The organism is Amnibacterium flavum, assembly GCF_003097495.1.
Taxonomy (GTDB): Bacteria; Actinomycetota; Actinomycetes; order Actinomycetales; family Microbacteriaceae; genus Naasia; species Naasia flava.
Window position 1 is genome coordinate 447,226 of the sequence record NZ_QEOP01000001.1, and the last position, 17,640, is coordinate 464,865.

19 protein-coding genes are annotated in these 17,640 nt (G+C 68.8%); 11 read left to right on the forward strand and 8 right to left on the reverse strand.

From position 1 onward, the window contains the following. The first annotated feature begins 32 nt into the window (after positions 1-32). Positions 33-797 (forward strand): MBL fold metallo-hydrolase, encoded by a 765-nt coding sequence (locus DDQ50_RS02130; RefSeq protein WP_240614203.1) that lies wholly within the window; start codon positions 33-35, stop codon positions 795-797. Positions 798-803: 6 nt separating this feature from the next. Here the strand turns inward: DDQ50_RS02130 and DDQ50_RS02135 are convergent, their stop codons facing one another. Beyond that, positions 804-1,565, reverse strand: a complete 762-nt coding sequence (locus tag DDQ50_RS02135) for a hypothetical protein (RefSeq protein WP_116755079.1) — start codon at positions 1,563-1,565, stop codon at positions 804-806. A 138-nt stretch (positions 1,566-1,703) separates the two neighbouring features. Between DDQ50_RS02135 and DDQ50_RS02140 the strand changes: the two genes are divergently transcribed. The 4 genes from DDQ50_RS02140 to purQ are packed head-to-tail and all read left to right on the forward strand — an operon-like array spanning position 1,704 to position 3,816. Then, on the forward strand, positions 1,704-2,564 hold the full coding sequence (locus DDQ50_RS02140) for an Fpg/Nei family DNA glycosylase (RefSeq protein WP_116756038.1): 861 nt from the start codon (positions 1,704-1,706) through the stop codon (positions 2,562-2,564). An 8-nt stretch (positions 2,565-2,572) separates the two neighbouring features. Continuing rightward, positions 2,573-2,836 carry a hypothetical protein gene (locus tag DDQ50_RS02145; protein ID WP_116755080.1) on the forward strand — a complete coding sequence of 88 codons (264 nt, stop codon included), beginning with the start codon at positions 2,573-2,575 and terminating at the stop codon, positions 2,834-2,836. Positions 2,837-2,869: 33 nt separating this feature from the next. Next, entirely contained in the window at positions 2,870-3,121 is a 252-nt protein-coding gene (gene purS, locus DDQ50_RS02150) for a phosphoribosylformylglycinamidine synthase subunit PurS (protein ID WP_116755081.1), read from the forward strand. After that, complete coding sequence (gene purQ / locus DDQ50_RS02155) at positions 3,121-3,816, forward strand: phosphoribosylformylglycinamidine synthase subunit PurQ (RefSeq protein ID WP_116755082.1); 696 nt, start codon at positions 3,121-3,123, stop codon at positions 3,814-3,816. Before purS ends, purQ begins: the two co-directional genes overlap by 1 nt. On the opposite strand, the gene DDQ50_RS02160 is transcribed toward purQ, so the two are convergent. Further along, positions 3,787-4,224: a DUF1801 domain-containing protein gene (locus DDQ50_RS02160; protein ID WP_116755083.1), complete on the reverse strand. Its 438-nt coding sequence runs from the start codon at positions 4,222-4,224 to the stop codon at positions 3,787-3,789. The genes purQ and DDQ50_RS02160 overlap by 30 nt on opposite strands. Positions 4,225-4,351: 127 nt before the next feature. Between DDQ50_RS02160 and DDQ50_RS02165 the strand changes: the two genes are divergently transcribed. The 3 genes from DDQ50_RS02165 to DDQ50_RS02175 are packed head-to-tail and all read left to right on the forward strand — an operon-like array spanning position 4,352 to position 7,262. Then, positions 4,352-5,347 carry a glycosyltransferase gene (locus DDQ50_RS02165; RefSeq protein ID WP_116755084.1) on the forward strand — a complete coding sequence of 332 codons (996 nt, stop codon included), beginning with the start codon at positions 4,352-4,354 and terminating at the stop codon, positions 5,345-5,347. Further along, positions 5,344-6,171, forward strand: a complete 828-nt coding sequence (locus DDQ50_RS02170) for a glycosyltransferase family 2 protein (RefSeq protein WP_116755085.1) — start codon at positions 5,344-5,346, stop codon at positions 6,169-6,171. The genes DDQ50_RS02165 and DDQ50_RS02170 overlap by 4 nt, the downstream gene beginning before the upstream one ends. Further along, the gene (locus DDQ50_RS02175; protein WP_116755086.1) at positions 6,168-7,262 is read left to right on the forward strand and encodes a glycosyltransferase; all 1,095 of its coding nucleotides are present in this window, start codon (positions 6,168-6,170) and stop codon (positions 7,260-7,262) included. The genes DDQ50_RS02170 and DDQ50_RS02175 overlap by 4 nt, the downstream gene beginning before the upstream one ends. A gap of 13 nt (positions 7,263-7,275) precedes the next feature. On the opposite strand, the gene DDQ50_RS02180 is transcribed toward DDQ50_RS02175, so the two are convergent. After that, entirely contained in the window at positions 7,276-7,884 is a 609-nt protein-coding gene (locus tag DDQ50_RS02180; RefSeq protein WP_116755087.1) for a PadR family transcriptional regulator, read from the reverse strand. 183 nt (positions 7,885-8,067) lie between these two features. Here DDQ50_RS02180 and purL point away from each other — a divergent pair, with 183 nt between their 5' ends. After that, positions 8,068-10,374, forward strand: a complete 2,307-nt coding sequence (gene purL, locus DDQ50_RS02185) for a phosphoribosylformylglycinamidine synthase subunit PurL (RefSeq protein ID WP_116755088.1) — start codon at positions 8,068-8,070, stop codon at positions 10,372-10,374. Between the two features lie 44 nt (positions 10,375-10,418). Here purL and DDQ50_RS02190 read toward each other — a convergent pair whose 3' ends face one another. The 3 genes from DDQ50_RS02190 to DDQ50_RS02200 all read right to left on the reverse strand — a co-directional run bounded on the left by DDQ50_RS02190 (position 10,419) and on the right by DDQ50_RS02200 (position 13,804). Then, positions 10,419-11,594 (reverse strand): MFS transporter, encoded by a 1,176-nt coding sequence (locus DDQ50_RS02190; protein ID WP_165829660.1) that lies wholly within the window; start codon positions 11,592-11,594, stop codon positions 10,419-10,421. A gap of 132 nt (positions 11,595-11,726) precedes the next feature. Next, a complete protein-coding gene (locus DDQ50_RS02195) occupies positions 11,727-13,232 on the reverse strand; it encodes a DHA2 family efflux MFS transporter permease subunit (protein WP_116755090.1) in 1,506 nt (501 codons plus the stop codon). 23 nt (positions 13,233-13,255) lie between these two features. Continuing rightward, positions 13,256-13,804: a PadR family transcriptional regulator gene (locus DDQ50_RS02200; protein ID WP_116755091.1), complete on the reverse strand. Its 549-nt coding sequence runs from the start codon at positions 13,802-13,804 to the stop codon at positions 13,256-13,258. A gap of 104 nt (positions 13,805-13,908) precedes the next feature. On the opposite strand from DDQ50_RS02200, the gene DDQ50_RS02205 reads away from it, so the two are divergent. Further along, on the forward strand, positions 13,909-14,370 hold the full coding sequence (locus DDQ50_RS02205) for an SRPBCC family protein (protein WP_205663553.1): 462 nt from the start codon (positions 13,909-13,911) through the stop codon (positions 14,368-14,370). A gap of 27 nt (positions 14,371-14,397) precedes the next feature. Here the strand turns inward: DDQ50_RS02205 and DDQ50_RS02210 are convergent, their stop codons facing one another. Together DDQ50_RS02210 and DDQ50_RS02215 are read right to left on the reverse strand one after the other, a co-directional pair. Continuing rightward, a complete protein-coding gene (locus tag DDQ50_RS02210; RefSeq protein WP_116755092.1) occupies positions 14,398-14,727 on the reverse strand; it encodes a chorismate mutase in 330 nt (109 codons plus the stop codon). Between the two features lie 39 nt (positions 14,728-14,766). Further along, positions 14,767-15,186 (reverse strand): organic hydroperoxide resistance protein, encoded by a 420-nt coding sequence (locus DDQ50_RS02215; RefSeq protein ID WP_116755093.1) that lies wholly within the window; start codon positions 15,184-15,186, stop codon positions 14,767-14,769. Positions 15,187-15,290: 104 nt separating this feature from the next. On the opposite strand from DDQ50_RS02215, the gene DDQ50_RS02220 reads away from it, so the two are divergent. Next, positions 15,291-17,639, forward strand: coding sequence for an ATP-binding cassette domain-containing protein (locus DDQ50_RS02220; RefSeq protein ID WP_116755094.1), 2,349 nt, complete (start codon positions 15,291-15,293; stop codon positions 17,637-17,639). The last annotated feature ends 1 nt before the right edge of the window (position 17,640 follow it).

Sequence of the window (17,640 nt, forward strand, 5' to 3'; positions counted from 1 at the left end):
ACTGTTCGGTATGGCTATTGCAATTAGCCATCATGGCTACGTACCATAGCCATACTACTCAGATCCTCCTCGAAGGGATGAACAACATGAAGCTGGCACCGGGCCTGCACCGCATCGGCAACGACATCGTCGCCCTCTATCTCGTCGTCACCGACGACGGCATCACCGTGATCGACGCCGGCTTACCGGGCCAGTGGCACGACCTCGCGAAGGAGCTCGCCACTATCGGACGGACCGTCGGGGACATCCGCGGCGTGATCCTCACCCACGGTGACAGCGACCACGTCGGGTTCGCCGAGAGGCTCCGACGCGACCACGGCGTCGCGGTCTACGTGCACAGCGCCGATGCCGCGCGCTCGAGGGGCGAGGAGAAGACCTCTCCCGCCTGGGGATCGCTCAAGGTCGGACCGCTCCTGGGCTTCATGGGGTACTCGATCCGCAAGGGCGGCCTCCGCGCTACTCACCTGAAAGAGGTCGTGCCGGTCTCCGACGGAGATGTGCTCGATCTGCCCGGCGCACCCGTGATCATCGGCATGCCCGGGCACTCCCCCGGCAGCATCGCGATCTCGGTTCCCGCGGTGGACGCGGTCTTCGTGGGCGACGCCCTGACCACGCGCCACGTGCTGACGGGGGCCGTCGGTCCGGCGCCCGCGCCGTTCACCGATGACCCGGCGGAGGCGATCGAATCGCTCCGCCGCATCGCCGGCCTCTCCGCCACGTGGGTGCTGCCCGGGCACGGCGCACCCTGGTCGGGTGGTGTCTCCGAGGCCATCCGGCTGACCACGGCTGCCGCCTGAGCCCTCCTACTGCGCCTGGGTGACGCTCATGATGACCGACGACGCGTTCCAGTAGACGGTGTACTGCTCGGTCCCGAGGTACAGACCGGTCCGGTCGAAGATGTCCTCGTTGGCGCAGGACGAAGCGGTGCCACCGGCGACCCTGACGCCCACGACGAGGCAGTAGTCGCCGTCGACGTCTCGTGCGGTCCATACTCCTCCGAGGTCACCGACCTGGCCGACGTATCTCGAACTCGCGGGGTCGATCCGGTCCACGCTGCTCGGCAGGACGTCGCGTTCCCCCTGGGGCAGGGCGAACCAGCGGTCGAGGCCGTCCGTTCCGAGCTCCTCCGGCGTCTGCGGCACCGAGTAGATGGCACGACCCGTGGTGGGGTCGTAGACCGAGGTGGGGAGACCCGGGTCGACGGCGGTCGGGGCGTCGGCGGAGGCCGCATCCTCCGGCATCAGAGCCGCGATCGCCGCTGCGGTGGCGGCACTCCCGACCGCGGCCGCCACGACGGCGGTCACGAGGAGAGCGGGCCACGGTGAGCGCCGCCTGACGGGCACCGCCGTGGCGGGCGGGGAGTCCTGCTCCGGGTCCCAGGCGGCGAAGCGGTCATCCGCCTCCACGGCGGCACTCTCGTCGACGGGGACCGGGCTCTCGAGAACGGCGAGGCGTTCGCTCTCGCGTCTCTGCAACTCGGCCGACGCCTCCCTCACCTGCTCGCGGGTGGAACCGCGGCCGAAGACGATTCTGCGGAGCACGTCATCGGGTTCGTCGACAACCATGCCTCACCCTCGCACGCGACGAAGTCCTGCCGCACGTCGCCCCGCGCAGGAGTCAGCGGAGCAGCGGCGAAAGGCGTGCCCGATGAGCGGGTGCCACCACCGGTCGACACGGTCAGCCGCGAGGGGGACACTGGACGCGTGCCAGAACTGCCCGAAGTGCAGGCGCTCGTGACCGACCTCGCCGCACGACTGACCGGTCGCACCATCGACCGGGTCGACATCGTCTCGTTCGCCGTGCTCAAGACCTTCGACCCGCCCGCGTCCTCCCTATCGGGGCAGACGATCACCGGGGTGAGCCGCCACGGCAAGTTCCTCGACATCGAAGTAGGCGACAAGCACCTCGTCATGCATCTCGCCCGCGCCGGCTGGCTGCGCTGGCGGCAGGCCGAGCCCGCCCCCGCCACACGACTCGGGAAGGGTCCGCTCGCCGCACGACTGGTGCTCGACGACGGATCCGGCTTCGATGTCACCGAAGCCGGCACCAAGAAGAGCCTCGCGATCTGGGTCGTCACCGATCCGCAGACCGTACCCGGCATAGAACGACTCGGCCCCGATCCTCTCGACGACGACTTCACCGAGGAGACCTTCGCCCAGATCCTCGCCGCCGCCGGACGTGCGCAGATCAAAGGCGTCCTCCGTGCGCAGAGCAACATCGCGGGTATCGGCAACGCGTACTCCGACGAGATCCTCCACGTCGCGAAGATGTCGCCCTTCAAACCTGCCGCCATGACCGACGACGAGCGCCACCGCCTGTTCGAGGCCATGCAGGTCACATTGCGCGAGGCGGTCGCCCGGGCCGACGGGGTGGCGGCATCGGAGCTGAAACGGGAGAAGAAGGAGGGCCTCCGGGTCCACGGACGAACCGGGCAAGCATGCCCGGTCTGCGGCGACACCATCCGCCAGGTCACCTACGCCGACTCGAACTTCCAGTACTGCCCCACCTGCCAGACCGGCGGCAAGCCCCTCGCCGACCGCGTCCTCTCCCGACTGCTGAAGTAGAGCGGCGGATGGTCCGTTCGGAGGGTGACCGCGCCCGGGATGCGGAGCTCACGAGGCGAGCCCGGTGGTACGCGGCCTGGTCGCTCCAGCGGATCGTCGTCGGAGTTCTGGTGTTCCTCGGAGGCATGGCCTGGCTCGTCGGGTCGGGTTTCGGCCTGCCACCGTGGGCGTTCCTTGTCTGGACCGCGGCGGTGCTCGTCGGCTGGGCCGGATGGACGCTCCTCCGACGCCGTCGGGACAGGAGCGGCGGAGGAGAGCCGCCGGTCTTCTAGACTTGACGGGTCTTCCCCTGAGAGAGGTGGCCCGTGCCCACGATCGTCGTCGACGTCATGCCCAAGGCCGAACTGCTCGACCCGCAGGGCAAGGCCGTCGCCGGGGCGCTGCGGCGCATCGGCAAGACCGAGTTCTCCTCCGTCCGCATCGGCAAGCGCTTCGAGCTCACCGTCGACGGCCCCGTCGACGAGAAGGTCCTCGCCGAGGTGCGCGACATCGCCGAGTCGTTGCTGTCGAACTCCGTCATCGAAGACGTCGTGGCGATCCACGAGCAGGGCGCCTGATGCGCATCGGCGTCATCACCTTCCCCGGGTCGCTCGACGACCGCGACGCGCAGCGCGCCATCCGTCTCGCCGGCGGAACCGCCGTTCCCCTCTGGCACGGAGACCACGATCTCCAGGGTGTCGACGCGATCGTCCTCCCCGGCGGCTTCAGCTACGGCGACTACCTGCGCTGCGGTGCCATCGCCGCGGTGTCGCCGATCATGACCGAAGTGATCGCGGGCGCCAACGCGGGTCTTCCCGTGCTCGGCATCTGCAACGGCTTCCAGATGCTGACCGAGACGCACCTGCTGCCCGGCGGACTCATCCGCAACGAGGCCGGCAGCTTCGTCTGCCGCGACCAGACCCTCCGCGTCGAGAACGCGTCGACCACCTGGACCAACGGGTTCACCGCGGGCGACGAGATCGTCATCCCTCTGAAGAACGGCGAAGGCGGTTACATCGCCGACTCCGAGACCATCGCGAGGCTCGAGGGCGAAGGCCGAGTGGTCTTCCGCTATCTCGGGGTCAACCCCAACGGCTCGATCAATGACATCGCGGGCGTGAGCAACGAGCGCGGCAATGTCGTCGGGCTCATGCCGCACCCCGAGCACGCGGTGGAGCCCGGGTTCGGGCCCGATACGAGCGCAGCGATGCGGTCCGGTGTCGACGGGCTGACGATCTTCCGCTCAGCTCTGAAGAGCGTCCTCGCCGCCTAGCGACCGCGCCAGAGCGACCGCGTTGCGCACGATCGTCTCGAGCACCGCGATGTCGACATCGTCGAGGCTCTTGATGTAGACGCAGCTCTTGCCCGTCGTGAAGGCCCCGAGGGTCTCGAAGAGCGGGTCGGGATCGCCTTCGTACGCCGAGTACAACCCGTACAGGGCGGTAGCCGCCTTGCGCGGCGCGAACCCGACGAGCACGGTGTCGCCTTCGCGACCCGACTCGTAGCGGTAGTGCACCGATCCGAAGCCGACGATGCTCGGCCCCCACATCACCGCGGGAAGGCCCGTGGTGTGCTCGAAGAGGTCTTTGAGCCGCACTCCGTCGGAGCGCCGCCGTTGATCGGGAACGGACCGGAGGAACTCGTCGACGTCTGCCTGAGTGGGCGCGGTGGCGGGGCTCATGGCGAGAGGTTAGTCCCGCCCGTCCCGGCGATGCCAGGCGGGCCTTCACCGCCCGATGAAAGCGGGTCGCGATCGGGGGCTTCCTACCTGAACGGGGGCGTCAGGCGGGGGCGCTACGGTGTGCCCTGTGATCGGGTACTACGTGCATCACCGCGGGAGCGGACACCGCCACCGCGCCCTGGCGATCGCCCGCGAACTCGACACCCCCGTGACCGGGCTCTCCTCCGCCCTCGCGCCGGTCGGCTGGACGGGCGAATGGATCGAGCTCGCACCCGACACGGGGCCCGAGACCGTGCATCCCGTCGACCCCCGCGCCGGTGGCCGCCTGCACTGGGTTCCCCGGGGCGGCACCGGGCTGCTCGCACGCATGGCGGCCATCTCCGCCTGGTTCGTGGCCGCCCGGCCCGAAGCGGTGGTGGTCGACGTCTCCGTCGAAGTCGCACTGCTGGCCAGACTGCACGGCATCCCGGTTGTGACGATCGGACAGCCGGGCGACCGCCGCGACCCCGCTCACCGCCTTGGATACGACATCTCCGAGGCGATCATCGCGCCTTGGCCCGCGGGACTCGACCCGCTGATCGTCGACGAACCCAACACGGCCAAGATCCGTCCGGTCGGGACGATCGCGCGGATCGCCTCGACCGACGCCACGAGCGCTCGACGGGGAGGCGTCGCCCTCCTCCGAGGTCACGGCGCGTTCGGCACCGATCCCCTCTCCCTCGCGGCGGACTCGCTGCGACGCAGCGGGATCCCGGTGACCGAGATCACCGGTTCCGTCGAGCAGATCTCCCACTCCCTCCGCGACGCCACGGTCGTCATCTCGCACTGCGGGCAGAACGCCGTCGCCGAGATCGCCGCCACGCGCACCCCTGCTCTGCTCATCGCCGACGACCGGCCCCACGACGAGCAGAGGCACCTCGCGCGAGCCCTCGAGAGGTTCGGGGTCCCCGCGGTCGTCGTGGCAGAGGCTCCGTCACCTGACCGCGACTGGGCCGCCGACATCGAGCGGGCCCGGCGATTCGACGGCATCGGATGGAATCGGTTCACGAGTGGAGACGGGGCCGCGGCAGCCGCAGCCATCATCAGCGAGGTCGCGTTCGCGGGCCGCGAGGCGGCGATATGAAGGCGACAGTCGTGACCATCGCCGCCGGGCGCCGACCGCATCTCGCCCGTCAATGCGAGGCGCTCGAGCGCTTCGCCCCGGAGTCGGAGCACGTCGTGGTCGACATGGGCTCGCAGCTCGCCGATTGGCGGATCGGTGATCCGCGGCGGCCCACCGTCATCCCCATGCCGTCGGCATCGTCTCCCCTCCCCCTTGCCGCTGCCCGCAATCTCGGCGCGCGCTCCGCTCTGGAAGCCGGCGCTGAAGCGCTGGTCTTCCTCGATGTCGACTGCGTACCGTCGGTCGACTGCCTCGGCTGGTACGGCGAAGCCCTGAACAGACGGCCCGATGCGCTGCTCACCGGCGCGGTCGGCTACCTGCCGCCCGGTGCGTCCTCGATCACGGCCACCGACAGCGACTCGCTCGACGACCTCGCCCGGTTCCACGACTTCCGCCCCCAACCCGCGCTGGGGCAGACGGTCGAAGCGGGACATCACCTCTTCTGGTCGTTGTCCTTCGCGGCGACCGCCTCGACCTGGGAGCAGATCGGCGGGTTCGACGAGAGCTACCTCGGGTACGGCGCCGAGGACACGGACTTCGGTGAGCGAGCACGAGTCGCCGGTGTTCCGCTCCTCTTCGTCGGCGGGGCCACGGCGTTTCACCAGCATCACGATGTCGAGTCGCCGCCGGTGCGGCACCTCGACGACATCCTGCGCAACGGCGCGGTGTTCGCCGAGAGGTGGGGGTACTGGCCGATGAGGGGCTGGCTCGAGGCGTTCGAGAACGACGGCCTGGTCTCACGCGACCCCGACACCGGCGCGTACCGCCGCGCGGTGGCCGCATGAGGATCGCGATCCTGTGCCACATGCACCATCCGATCCGGCAGCCCTATCAGGGCGGCACCGAGGCGCACACCGCGATGCTCGCCGATGCGCTCGTGGCGCGAGGGCACGACGTCACCCTCTACGCGAAGGAGGGGTCGGAGTCGCGTGCGCGGATCATCTCCCTGGTGCCCGCCGACTTCGACTTCGTCAATGCCGCTTCTCCGCATGTGCGGGAGCAGCAGCGCGGTTTCCTCGCTGAAGCGGCGTATCGGAGCATCCAGCTGATCGCGGCCGGGCGATACGACGCCGTCATCAACAATTCTCTGAGCTCGCTGCCGTTCCGCTCGCTGCGGGACCGGCCGATGCTGACGGTCCTGCACACTCCCGCCACCCTCGCGGACGTGACAGCCGTGCTGTCCCATCCCCTGTGGCAGCCGTCGATCCATCACGGCTATGCGACGGTCTCGCAGGCGAACGCCGTGTCATGGCGGCACCTTCTGCCCCAGGTCGAGATCGTTCCGAACGGGATCGACCTCGGCCGTTGGACATCGACGACGGCACCCCGGCCCGGAGTCGCGGTGTGGGCTGCTCGCATCACGCCGGAGAAGGGGCTCCACGTCGCCATCGATGCTGCGCGTCGCGCCGGGTTCCGACTCGAGTTCGGCGGTCCCGTCTCATCACCGTCGTACTGGGCGGAGCGGATCGTGCCACTGCTCGGCGACGACGTCGTCCACCGCGGGCATCTGGGTCACGATGAGCTGCCCGCCTTCCTCGCCTCGGGGGCGGCCTTCATCGCGTCGCCGCTGTGGGCGGAGCCGTTCGGACTGTCGGTGGTCGAGGCGATGGCGGTCGGAACACCCGTCGCGGCGCTCCCCAACGGTGCGCTGCCCGAGATCGTGACACCGCAGGCCGGTGCTCTTGCGGACAGCGATGACCCCGGATCACTCGCGCACGCGATCGTCGCGGCGTCGGGCAGAGACAGAGAAGCCGTCGCACGCACGGCATCCGCCTATTCGGTGGACGCCATGGTCGACGGCTACGAGTCGATCCTCGATCGACTCGTCAGTCGTTCCCGGTCGGCCGACGGCGCGGCCGACCTGCAGAACGCCTGAACTGCGGAGAGCACTACTCGGCGAGCGTGCGGTAGAGGTCGCGACGGACCCCGTCGAGCTGCTCGGCGAGAGCCTTGCGCTGCTCGGGAGTCGCCTCGGAGGCGAACTGCCGGATCGCGTTCGCGAGCTTTCCGAAGCTCGAGAACAGCGGGTCCTCACCCGGGTTCTGACCCGCGAGGTCGGCCCATGCGGAGGTCATCGCCTCGGCATTGTCCGCGGCGTAGGCGCGGCCTTCGTCGGTGAGGCGGTACTCCTCGCCGCGCCCGCTGCCGGTGCCTTCGACGAGTCCTTCGTCGACGAGCTGGGCGAGGGTTGGGTAGACCGATCCGGGGCTGGGCTTCCACTGGTTCTCGGTGCGCTCGGCGATGGACTTGATGAGTCCGTACCCGTTCGACGGGGCATCGGCGAGCAGCGAGATGAGGAGCATCCGCACGTCACCGCGGCGAGCGCGCGGACGTCCGCGGAAACCGGGGCCACCGGGGAAGCCGGGACCGAAGCCCGGACCGAAGCCGGGACCGCCGAAACCGAAGCCGCCGTGTCCGCCGGGGCCGCGACGGCGGAAGCGGTCGCGGGGACTGTCGTACTGATCTTGATTCGTGTGTTCGTTGTGATGGGGGTGCATGATCTCTTCTTTCGAAATGGGTGGTGAGCCGATCGGCTCCACGCCACGTTTGTAACGCGATACGTAACGATATATCGGTATATGTCAGAATGCAAGTGCCGCGTCTCCGCTCGACGGCGGGGAGAAGCGGCCGGGACCATAGACTTATGCGGTTCGTCCGCGAGCTGAGGAGCCCCTGCGACCGTGCCCGAATCCGCCGTCAGCATCCCCGTCGACTCAGTCGACGTCGCCAGCCGCACCCCTGAGAAGGAGCAGCCCTACGCGGCACTCGGTCTCAAGGACGACGAGTACCTCCGCATCCGCGAGATCCTCGGCCGACGCCCCACCAGCGGCGAGCTCGCCATGTACTCCGTCATGTGGAGCGAGCACTGCTCGTACAAGAGCAGCAAGGTGTGGCTGCGACAGTTCGGCCAGAAGGTCACGCCCGCCATGAAGAAGAACCTCATGGTCGGCATGGGTGAGAACGCGGGCGTCCTCGATGTCGGCGACGGCTGGGCCGTCACCTTCAAGATCGAGAGCCACAACCACCCCAGCTACATCGAGCCGTTCCAGGGCGCCGCGACCGGCGTCGGCGGCATCGTGCGCGACATCATCTCGATGGGCGCCCGTCCGGTCGCGGTGATGGATGCGCTCCGCTTCGGCGCGATCGACTCCTCCGACACCGCGCGGGTCGTGCACGGCGTGGTCGGCGGCATCAGCTTCTACGCCAACTGCCTCGGTCTGCCCAACATCGGCGGCGAGACCTACTTCGACCCGACCTACCAGGCGAACCCGCTCGTCAACGCCCTCGCGGTGGGCGTGCTCCGCCACGAAGACCTGCACCTCGCCAACGCGCGCGGTGTCGGCAACAAGGTCGTGCTCTTCGGCGCCCGCACCGGCGGCGACGGAATCGGCGGCGCCTCGATCCTCGCCTCCGACACGTTCGCCGAGGGCGGCCCCACCAAGCGCCCGGCCGTCCAGGTGGGCGACCCGTTCGCCGAGAAGGTGCTCATCGAGTGCTGCCTCGAGCTCTTCGCGGGCGATCTGGTCGAGGGCATTCAGGACCTCGGCGCCGCCGGCATCAGCTGCGCGACGAGCGAGCTGGCCTCCAACGGCGATGGTGGCATGGCCGTCGACCTCGACGCGGTCCTGCTCCGCGACCCCACGCTCACGGCCGAGGAGATCCTCATGTCCGAGAGCCAGGAGCGGATGATGGCCATCGTCCGCCCCGAGAAGCTCGAGGGCTTCCTGGCGGTCGTCGGCAAGTGGGACGTCGAGACCAGCGTTCTCGGAGAGGTCACCGACACCGGTCGCCTCGAGATCCGCTGGCGCGGCGAGAAGATCGTCGATGTCGACCCCCGCACCGTCGCGGTCGACGGCCCGGTCTACGACCGCCCGATCGCGTACCCGACCTGGCTCGACAACGTGCAGGCCGACACCGCCGCGATGCTCATGCGCCCCACCGAGGGCGACGATCTGCGCGAGCAGGTCATCCGCCTGACCGCGAGCCCCAACCTCGCCGACAAGAGCTGGATCACCGACCAGTACGACCGGTACGTGCTCGGCAACACGGCCCTCAGCTTCCCCGATGACGGCGGGATGGTCCGCATCGACGAGGAGTCCGGGCTCGGCTTCGCAGTCGCGACCGACGCGAACGGCCGCTACTGCTACCTCGACCCGTACCGCGGCGCCCAGCTCGCGCTGGCCGAGGCGTACCGCAATGTCGCCGTCACCGGCGCGACCCCGGTCGGCGTCTCCGACTGCCTGAACTTCGGCTCTCCCGAGAACCCCGAGGTCATGTGGCAGTTCTCGAAGGCCATCGAGGGCCTCGCCGACGGCTGCCTCGAGCTCGAGATCCCCGTCACCGGCGGCAACGTCTCGTTCTACAACCAGACCGGCACCCAGCCCATCCACCCGACGCCCGTCGTCGGCGTCCTCGGCATAATCGACGACGTCGCCCGTCGCATCCCGTCCGGATGGCAGGACGAGGGCCAGAACCTGTACCTGCTCGGCACCACGGCGCTCGAGCTCGACGGCTCGGCCTGGTCCGGAACGATCCACGGCCACCTCGGCGGCGTTCCGCCCGAGGTTGACCTGACGCGCGAGAAGGCCCTGGCTGACCTCATCCGCGCAGCCGCCAAGGAGGCGCTGATCAGCTCGGCGCACGACCTCGCCGACGGTGGACTGGCCCAGGCGATCGTCGAGTCGTCGCTGCGCTTCGGCATCGGCGCCCGGTTCTGGGTCGACGAGATCTGCCAGCGCGACGGGGTCGACGCCGCGACCGCCCTGTTCAGCGAGTCCACCGGCCGCGTCCTCGTCTCGGTGCCGCGCGAGGACGACGTCAAGTTCGTCGGCCTCTGCGAGGCCCGCCGCTACCCGGCTCTCCGCATCGGCGTGACCGACGGCGTGCCCGGCGAGAACCCGTCGCTCGACCTGCAGGGCTACTTCGGCATCCCGCTCGACGAGCTGCGCGAGGCCTCTCGCGCCACCCTGCCGGCCCACTTCGCCTGACCTACCCCCGCCGAGTTGCCCAGTTCAGCCCCTGAGATCGAGGTTCAGGGGGCCAAACTGGGCAAGTCGGTATCGGGGCGGCGGAACTTCGCCCTGTAGGCGATCGCCACGACCGCGCCCGCTGCCGCGAAGACCGCGCCCGCGATCGGCACTGCCGAGAGGCTGCCGAGGGCGATGACCCCGCTGCCCAGCAGGGAACCCAACGTGATGCCCACGTTGCTCGCGCTGTTCGCGACCGCGCCCGCCATCGAATCCGAGACGGCTCCCGTCCGGACCGCCGCAGTCGTGATCAGCGGACCGAGGGCGCCGAACGCGAGCACCCACACGGCGGAGTCCGCGACTGCCGGCAACGCGGAACCACCGACGAAGGTGAGCAGTGCGAGGGTGACCGCCACGATCGCGGAACTGGCGATGAAGACCGCGCCGAGGTGCCGGTCGGCGAGCACTCCGGCGACTAGCACCCCCGCGGCGCTCAGCACCCCGAGCAGGAGCAGCACCCCGCCGAGCGCTGCGTCTTCGATACCCGCGAGGCCCAGCAGGGGCGCGATGTAGGTGTACGCGGCATTGTGGCCGAGGTAGACGAGGCTGTTGGCGCTCACGATCGGAACGAGCCCCCGCCCCGGGCGGTACTTCGCCGTACCCGGCTCAGGTGCGGATGAGGACACGGACGGCAGCGCGATCACGACGACGATGGCGAGCAGGGCGGCAACAACCGCCATGGTCGCGAAGGACGCCTGCCATCCGAGCTGAACACCGATGAGGCTCGTGACCGGGACGCCGAGAACTGAGCCGAGGGACGCCCCCGCGAATGCGAAAGCCAACGCGCGGCCCAACCGATGGGGCGGGACGAGCGCGGCGGCGTACGCGGTGACGACGGAGTAGAAGACGGCGTGCGAGAGCCCGCCGAGCGCGCGTCCGATGCAGAGCACGAGGAAGTCGGGGGCGATCGCCCCGATCCCGTTCGACAGGGCGTATCCCGCGAGCGCCAGCAGGAGGAGGGTCTTCCGCGGCACCCGTTCGGTGACGACCGTCATCGGAATCGCCAGGACCGCGACCAGGACCGCGTAGACCGAGACCGAGAGCCCGGCCGTCGACTCCGGCACGTCCAGACCGCGGGCGACCTGCGGCAGCACTCCGATCGGGAGCAGCTCGCTCGTCACGGCGACGAAGGTCGAGAACGACAGCAGCGCGAGTCCGAGCGCGGTGCGGCGAGGCGTCACGAGCATTCCTTAGAAGCGACGGACGCCCGGTTGCGCCGTGGCCCCATCCAACCAGGCACCCCCGACCCGGTGAGTTGCCCAGTTCGGCCCCTCTCGACGCGATCGAGTGGGCGGAACTGGGCAACTCGGCGTTCAGCTGGCGGGGGTCTCCGCAACCGCCGGGGCCTCGGTGCGGTCCGCGGACCAGCCGCTGTGCGGCTTGGGCTTGGCGAAGAAGGCAACGATCACGGCGCCGACCAGGGCGACGGCCGCGGGGAGCAGGAGTGCCTGCCCCATCGCGGTCGAGAAGCCGTCCTGCAGGGCGGCGGGCAGGGCGCCCGACCCGAACCCCGCACCCGAGGCCTCACCGGCACCACCGGGCAGCTCGGCGGAGAGGCGCGACTCGATGAGCACTGCGATCGACGCGCTTCCGAGCACCGCTCCGATCTGACGGGTCGTGTTGTAGACACCCGAACCGGCGCCCGCCACACGGGGAGGGAGGTTGCGGGTGGCCGTATTCGAGATCGGCGCCCAGATACCCGCGTTGGCGAGGCCGAGGATGGCGCTCGGTATGAGCAGCATCCAGATCGGGGTGTCGGGGTGCAGCAGCACCGAGTACGACCCGAGCGCGATCGCGAACAGCAGGAGGCCGGCGACGGCCAGGTTGCGCGGGTTCACCTTGTCGATGATCTTGCCGACGACCGGAGCGAGTCCGCCCGACAGCAGCGCCATGGGAACGAGCATCAGCGCCGACTGCGTGGGAGTGAGACCGCGAACCGTCTGGAAGTAGAAGACCAGAGGGAGCGACATGCTGGTGATCGCGAAGCCGACGGTCGTGATGCCCGCGTTCGCGAGCGAGAAGTTGCGGTCACGGAACAGGTCGAGAGGGAGCAGCGGCTCGCCCTTGTTGACGCGCTGCCAGACCACGAAGCCGATGAGGACGACGATGCCGGCGATGATCAGCGACCACACCGAGATCGGCCCGACGATGGTGCCCCAGTCGTAGGTCTCGCCCTCCTGGATGCCGAAGACGAGCAGGAAGAGACCCACCGAGCTGAGCACGACACCGAGGATGTCGAAACGGTGCTTGCTCGTCGCGAGCTTGGGCACGTTCCGCAGGACGAGGATGAAACCGACGATCCCGATGGGGACGTTGATGAAGAAGATCCACTCCCAGCCGAAGCCGTCGACGAGCACACCGCCGAGGATCGGACCGACCAGCGTGGCGACGCCCGCGGTCGAACCCCACAGGCCCATGGCCGCGCCGCGTCGGTTCGGCGGGAAGATACGGGTGATGACCGCCATCGTCTGCGGCGTCATGAGCGCCGCCCCGATGCCCTGGAGGACGCGGGCGGCGATGAGGGTGCCGATACTGTCCGAGAGTCCGCAGAGCGCCGAGGCGATGGTGAAGATGGCGAGGCCGGCGAGGTAGATGTTCTTCGGTCCGAAGCGGTCACCGAGTCGGCCGGTCACCAGCAGCGGCACCGCGTACGCGAGCAGGTACGCGCTCGTGACCCAGATGACCGCGTTGATGTCGGTGTCGAGCCCGCGGAGGATCGCCGGGTTGGCGACCGACACGATGGTGGTGTCGATGAGGATCATGAAGAAACCGAGGATGAGCGACCAGAGCGCCGGCCACGGCTTGATGGGGGTTTCCATTGGTTCTGCTTTCGTGTGCGATGTCACCACGGGAGATCTCCCGTCGTGATGCGGTTCGAGAGGCGCTCGATCCAATCGATCTGCGCCTGGATGAGGTCTCGCCGGTAGTCGATGTCGATCCAGAACTTCTCGGGCACGCCCTTGGTGATCACCTTGGTGCGGGCCAGGTCGAGCAGGGTCAGCTGCGCACGCAGATGCACCGCCCTGGTGGCGAGGAGCTCGACGGTGTGCTCGGCGGTGAGGATGCTGGCCTCACTGAGACCGAGAGGGAACTCCGGATATTCGTCCGCGGGTTCCTCGAGCATGCCCGCGACCCGCTCCGCGAGCGCCGCCCGTCCGGTGTCGGTGATGGCGTAGGTCGTGCGCTCGGGCCGATTGCCCTCCCGATCGGTGCCCGCGGCGACCGCGAGGCCGTCCCGTTCGAGCCGAGCGATCGTGTGGTAGAGCGAGCCGGGTCGGAGCTTGACGATCCCGTCCTCACGCCGATGGAGCATGAGTTGATACATCTCGTACGGGTGCATCGGGCTCTCGACGAGCATGGCGAGCGCGGCGACGGCCAGCGGTGTGAGCATCGACTTCCCCTTCCAGCTCGAATATTCCACGTGGAATGTACCTGACGGATTAGGTAGTCGGCAACCCGCCGCCAGCTCGAGGTCGAATCGCGAGAGGATGAGGCGTGACCGTCCGCTTCGAGTGCCTGACCGAGACGAGCATGCCGGTCGAGCAGCTGTTCGACCTGTCGCTCGACATCGACGCGCATACGGGATCGATGGCCGCGTCCGACGAGCGGGCAATCGGGGGCGTGACATCGGGAGAGATCGGACTCGGCGAGACCGTGACCTGGAGGGCACGGCATTTCGGCGTCCCGATCACCATGACGAGCCGCATCACCGCGCAGGACCGGCCGACGTCCTTCGTCGACGAGCAGGTGCGCGGACCCTTCCGCCGCTTCCGACACCAGCACCTCTTCGAGGCCACGCCGGGCGGTTCCCGGATGCGGGACGTCGTGGAGTTCTCCGCGCCGTTCGGGCCGATCGGGCGGGTCGTCGAACGACTCGTGCTCGCACGCTACCTACGGCGCCTCATCGAGCAGCGGAACGCGTTCCTCGCCGATACGGGCCGATCCCCCAAGTCCTGACGACGCGGATCATCGAGCGGTGGGCCGTCAGGCTTCCTCGCCCGAGGCGATGCGCTCATGGTGGTGGATGACCTCGGCGACGACGAAGTTGAACCACTTCTCGGCGAAGACGGGGTCGAGACTCGCGGATTCGGCGAGCGCTTTGAGCCGCGTGATCTGACGACGCTCGCGCTCGGGGTCGGCGGCGGGAAGGCCGTGGGCGGCCTTCAACTCGCCGACCTTCTGAGTCGCCTTGAAGCGTTCGGCCAGCAGGTGAATGAGCGCGGCGTCGATGTTGTCGATGCTCTGACGGAACGACTGCAGCTCGTCGAGCGCTGCCGCGTCGTCGGGATCGAGCGGCTGGTTCAGGAGACTCATGCTCCGACCCTAGCGCCGCTCGACCCGACGTCTCGTGGGCTACTCGACGACGGTGAGGGTGACCTCGACGTTGCCCCGGGTCGCGTTCGAGTACGGGCAGATCGCGTGGGCCGCCTCGGCGAGCTTCTCGGCCTCGTCCTTGCTCACGTTGGGGACGTAGACGTCGAGTTCGACGGCGAGGCCGAACCCGCCGGCGTCGAGGCTGCCGATGCTGACGCTCGCCGAGACCGCAGCATCCTTCGTGTCGAGCTTCAGCTGCCGGCCCGCGCCGTGGAGCGCGCTGAGGAAGCAGGCGGAGTAGCCGGCTGCGAACAGCTGCTCGGGGTTGGTGCCCTCACCCGAGCCCCCCATCTCCTTCGGCGGGCGGGTCTCGAGGTCGAGACGGTCGTCCTCGGTGCGGACGCGGCCGTCGCGGCCACCTCCGGTTGCGTGCGCGATGGCGGTGTAGATGGCTTCCATGCATCCACGCTAAGTCGGCCCGGTTGCGAGAACGCCGACCCCCTCCGCGACCCAGGGGTGGGGGGTGGTGGTTCGTGTCCCAGGGCGCCGCTAGCGTGGGCGCCATGGACATCGTCGCCGACAGCCACGACCTCATCCGGGTTCAGGGCGCGCGGGAGAACAACCTCAAGAACGTCAGCGTCGAGATCCCCAAGCGCCGACTGACCGTCTTCACCGGGGTCTCCGGCTCCGGCAAGAGCTCGCTCGTGTTCGGCACCATCGCCGCCGAGTCGCAGCGCATGATCAACGAGACCTACAGCTCATTCCTGCAGGGCTTCATGCCCTCCCTCGACCGGCCCGAGGTCGACGTGCTCGAAGGCCTCACCACGGCGATCATCGTCGACCAGGAGCGGATGGGCGCCAACGTGCGATCCACCGTCGGCACGGCCACCGACGCGAACGCGATGCTGCGCATCCTGTTCAGCCGCCTCGGCGACCCCCACGTCGGCTCGCCCCAGGCGTTCTCCTTCAATGTGGCCTCCATCTCGGGCGCCGGTGCCGTCACGTTCGAGAAGGGCGGCATCACCACCAAGGAGCGCCGCGACTTCACCATCACCGGCGGCATGTGCCCGCGCTGCGAGGGCATGGGTTCCGTCTCGGACATCGACCTCTCCCAGCTGTTCGACGAGACCAAGTCGATCGCCGAGGGCGCGCTCACGATCCCCGGCTACACGGCCGACGGCTGGTACGTGAAGATCTTCGGCGCCGTCGTGCCGATGGACCAGCCGATCGCCTCGTTCACCGACAAGCAGCGCACCGAGTTCCTCTACGGCGAGTCTCGAAAGGTGAAGTTCGACAACATGAACCTCACCTTCGAGGGCCTCATCCCGAAGATCCAGAAGTCGTTCTTCGCGAAGGATCGCGAAGCGATGCAGCCGCACATCCGGGCCTTCGTCGACCGGGCCGCCACCTTCACCACCTGCCCCGAGTGCAACGGAACGAGACTCAACGAAGGCGCTCGGTCATCCAAGATCGAGGGCATCAGCATCGCCGACGCGTGCGCGATGCAGATCAGCGACCTCGCGCAGTGGGTGCACGGACTCGACGAGCCCTCGGTCGCCCCGCTTCTCGCCAAACTCGGCGAGACCCTCGACTCGTTCGTCGAGATCGGGCTCGGCTACCTCTCGCTCGACCGGCCTTCCGGCACCCTGTCGGGCGGTGAGGCGCAGCGCACGAAGATGATCCGTCACCTCGGCTCCTCGCTCACCGACGTCACCTACGTCTTCGACGAGCCGACCGTCGGTCTGCACCCGCACGACATCGAACGCATGAACGTGCTGCTCCTCCAGCTGCGCGACAAGGGCAACACCGTGCTCGTCGTGGAGCACAAGCCCGAGGCCATCGCGATCGCCGACCATGTCATCGACCTGGGCCCGCGCGCCGGAACCGAAGGCGGAACCATCTGCTTCGAGGGCACCGTCGACGGCCTCCGCGCCAGCGGCACCCTCACCGGCAAGCACCTCGACGACCGGGCCAAGCTCAAGGACTCCGTCCGCGCCCCCTCGGGCGCACTCGAGATCCGCGGTGCGAAGTCCCACAACCTGCGCGATGTGGACGTCGACATCCCGCTCGGCGTGCTGGTGGTCGTCACCGGTGTCGCAGGGTCGGGCAAGAGCTCGCTGATCCACGGATCGGTGTCGGGTCGCGACGACGTGGTGTCCATCGACCAGGCCGCGATCCGCGGCTCGCGGCGCAGCAACCCCGCGACCTATACCGGCCTGCTCGAGCCCATCCGCAAGGCCTTCGCGAAGGCGAACGGCGTGAAACCCGCCCTCTTCAGCGCCAACTCCGAAGGCGCCTGCCCGGTCTGCAACGGCAACGGCATGATCTATACCGATCTCGGCATGATGGCCAGCGTGGCCTCGACCTGCGAGGTGTGCGGCGGCAAGCGCTTCCAGGCCGCGGTCCTCGAGTACAAACTCGGAGGCAAGGACATCAGCGAAGTGCTGGCGATGCCGGTCACCGAGGCCGAGCGATTCTTCGCCGAAGGCGAGGCGAAGACACCGGCAGCCCACGCGATCCTCGACCGCATGGTCGACGTCGGCCTCGGCTACCTCAGCCTCGGACAGCCGCTCACCACGCTCTCAGGAGGCGAGCGTCAGCGACTCAAGCTCGCGACCCACATGGGCGAGAAGGGCAGCGTCTACGTACTCGACGAGCCGACGACGGGTCTGCACCTCGCCGACGTCGACCAGCTCCTCGGACTCCTCGACCGCCTGGTCGAGCATGGACGCTCCGTCATCGTCATCGAACACCATCAGGCCGTCATGGCTCACGCCGACTGGATCATCGATCTCGGTCCGGGCGCCGGCCATGACGGCGGCAGCGTGGTCTTCGAGGGAACCCCGGCCGACCTCGTCGCCGATCGCTCGACGCTGACCGGACAGCACCTCGCCGCGTACGTCGGCGTCTGAG

Bases quoted from the DNA above. Each gene is read 5' to 3' on its own strand.
- DDQ50_RS02130 (WP_240614203.1), top strand. From the start codon at position 33: ATGGCTACGTACCATAGCCATACTACTCAGATCCTCCTCGAAGGGATG.
- DDQ50_RS02210 (WP_116755092.1), bottom strand. From the start codon at position 14,727: ATGAGTCTCCTGAACCAGCCGCTCGATCCCGACGACGCGGCAGCGCTC.
- DDQ50_RS02215 (WP_116755093.1), bottom strand. From the start codon at position 15,186: ATGGAAGCCATCTACACCGCCATCGCGCACGCAACCGGAGGTGGCCGC.
- DDQ50_RS02135 (WP_116755079.1), bottom strand. From the start codon at position 1,565: ATGGTTGTCGACGAACCCGATGACGTGCTCCGCAGAATCGTCTTCGGC.
- DDQ50_RS02200 (WP_116755091.1), bottom strand. From the start codon at position 13,804: ATGCTCACACCGCTGGCCGTCGCCGCGCTCGCCATGCTCGTCGAGAGC.
- DDQ50_RS02175 (WP_116755086.1), top strand. From the start codon at position 6,168: ATGAGGATCGCGATCCTGTGCCACATGCACCATCCGATCCGGCAGCCC.
- DDQ50_RS02220 (WP_116755094.1), top strand. From the start codon at position 15,291: ATGGACATCGTCGCCGACAGCCACGACCTCATCCGGGTTCAGGGCGCG.
- DDQ50_RS02170 (WP_116755085.1), top strand. From the start codon at position 5,344: ATGAAGGCGACAGTCGTGACCATCGCCGCCGGGCGCCGACCGCATCTC.
- DDQ50_RS02195 (WP_116755090.1), bottom strand. From the start codon at position 13,232: ATGGAAACCCCCATCAAGCCGTGGCCGGCGCTCTGGTCGCTCATCCTC.
- DDQ50_RS02145 (WP_116755080.1), top strand. From the start codon at position 2,573: ATGGTCCGTTCGGAGGGTGACCGCGCCCGGGATGCGGAGCTCACGAGG.
- purQ (WP_116755082.1), top strand. From the start codon at position 3,121: ATGCGCATCGGCGTCATCACCTTCCCCGGGTCGCTCGACGACCGCGAC.
- DDQ50_RS02160 (WP_116755083.1), bottom strand. From the start codon at position 4,224: ATGAGCCCCGCCACCGCGCCCACTCAGGCAGACGTCGACGAGTTCCTC.
- DDQ50_RS02180 (WP_116755087.1), bottom strand. From the start codon at position 7,884: ATGCACCCCCATCACAACGAACACACGAATCAAGATCAGTACGACAGT.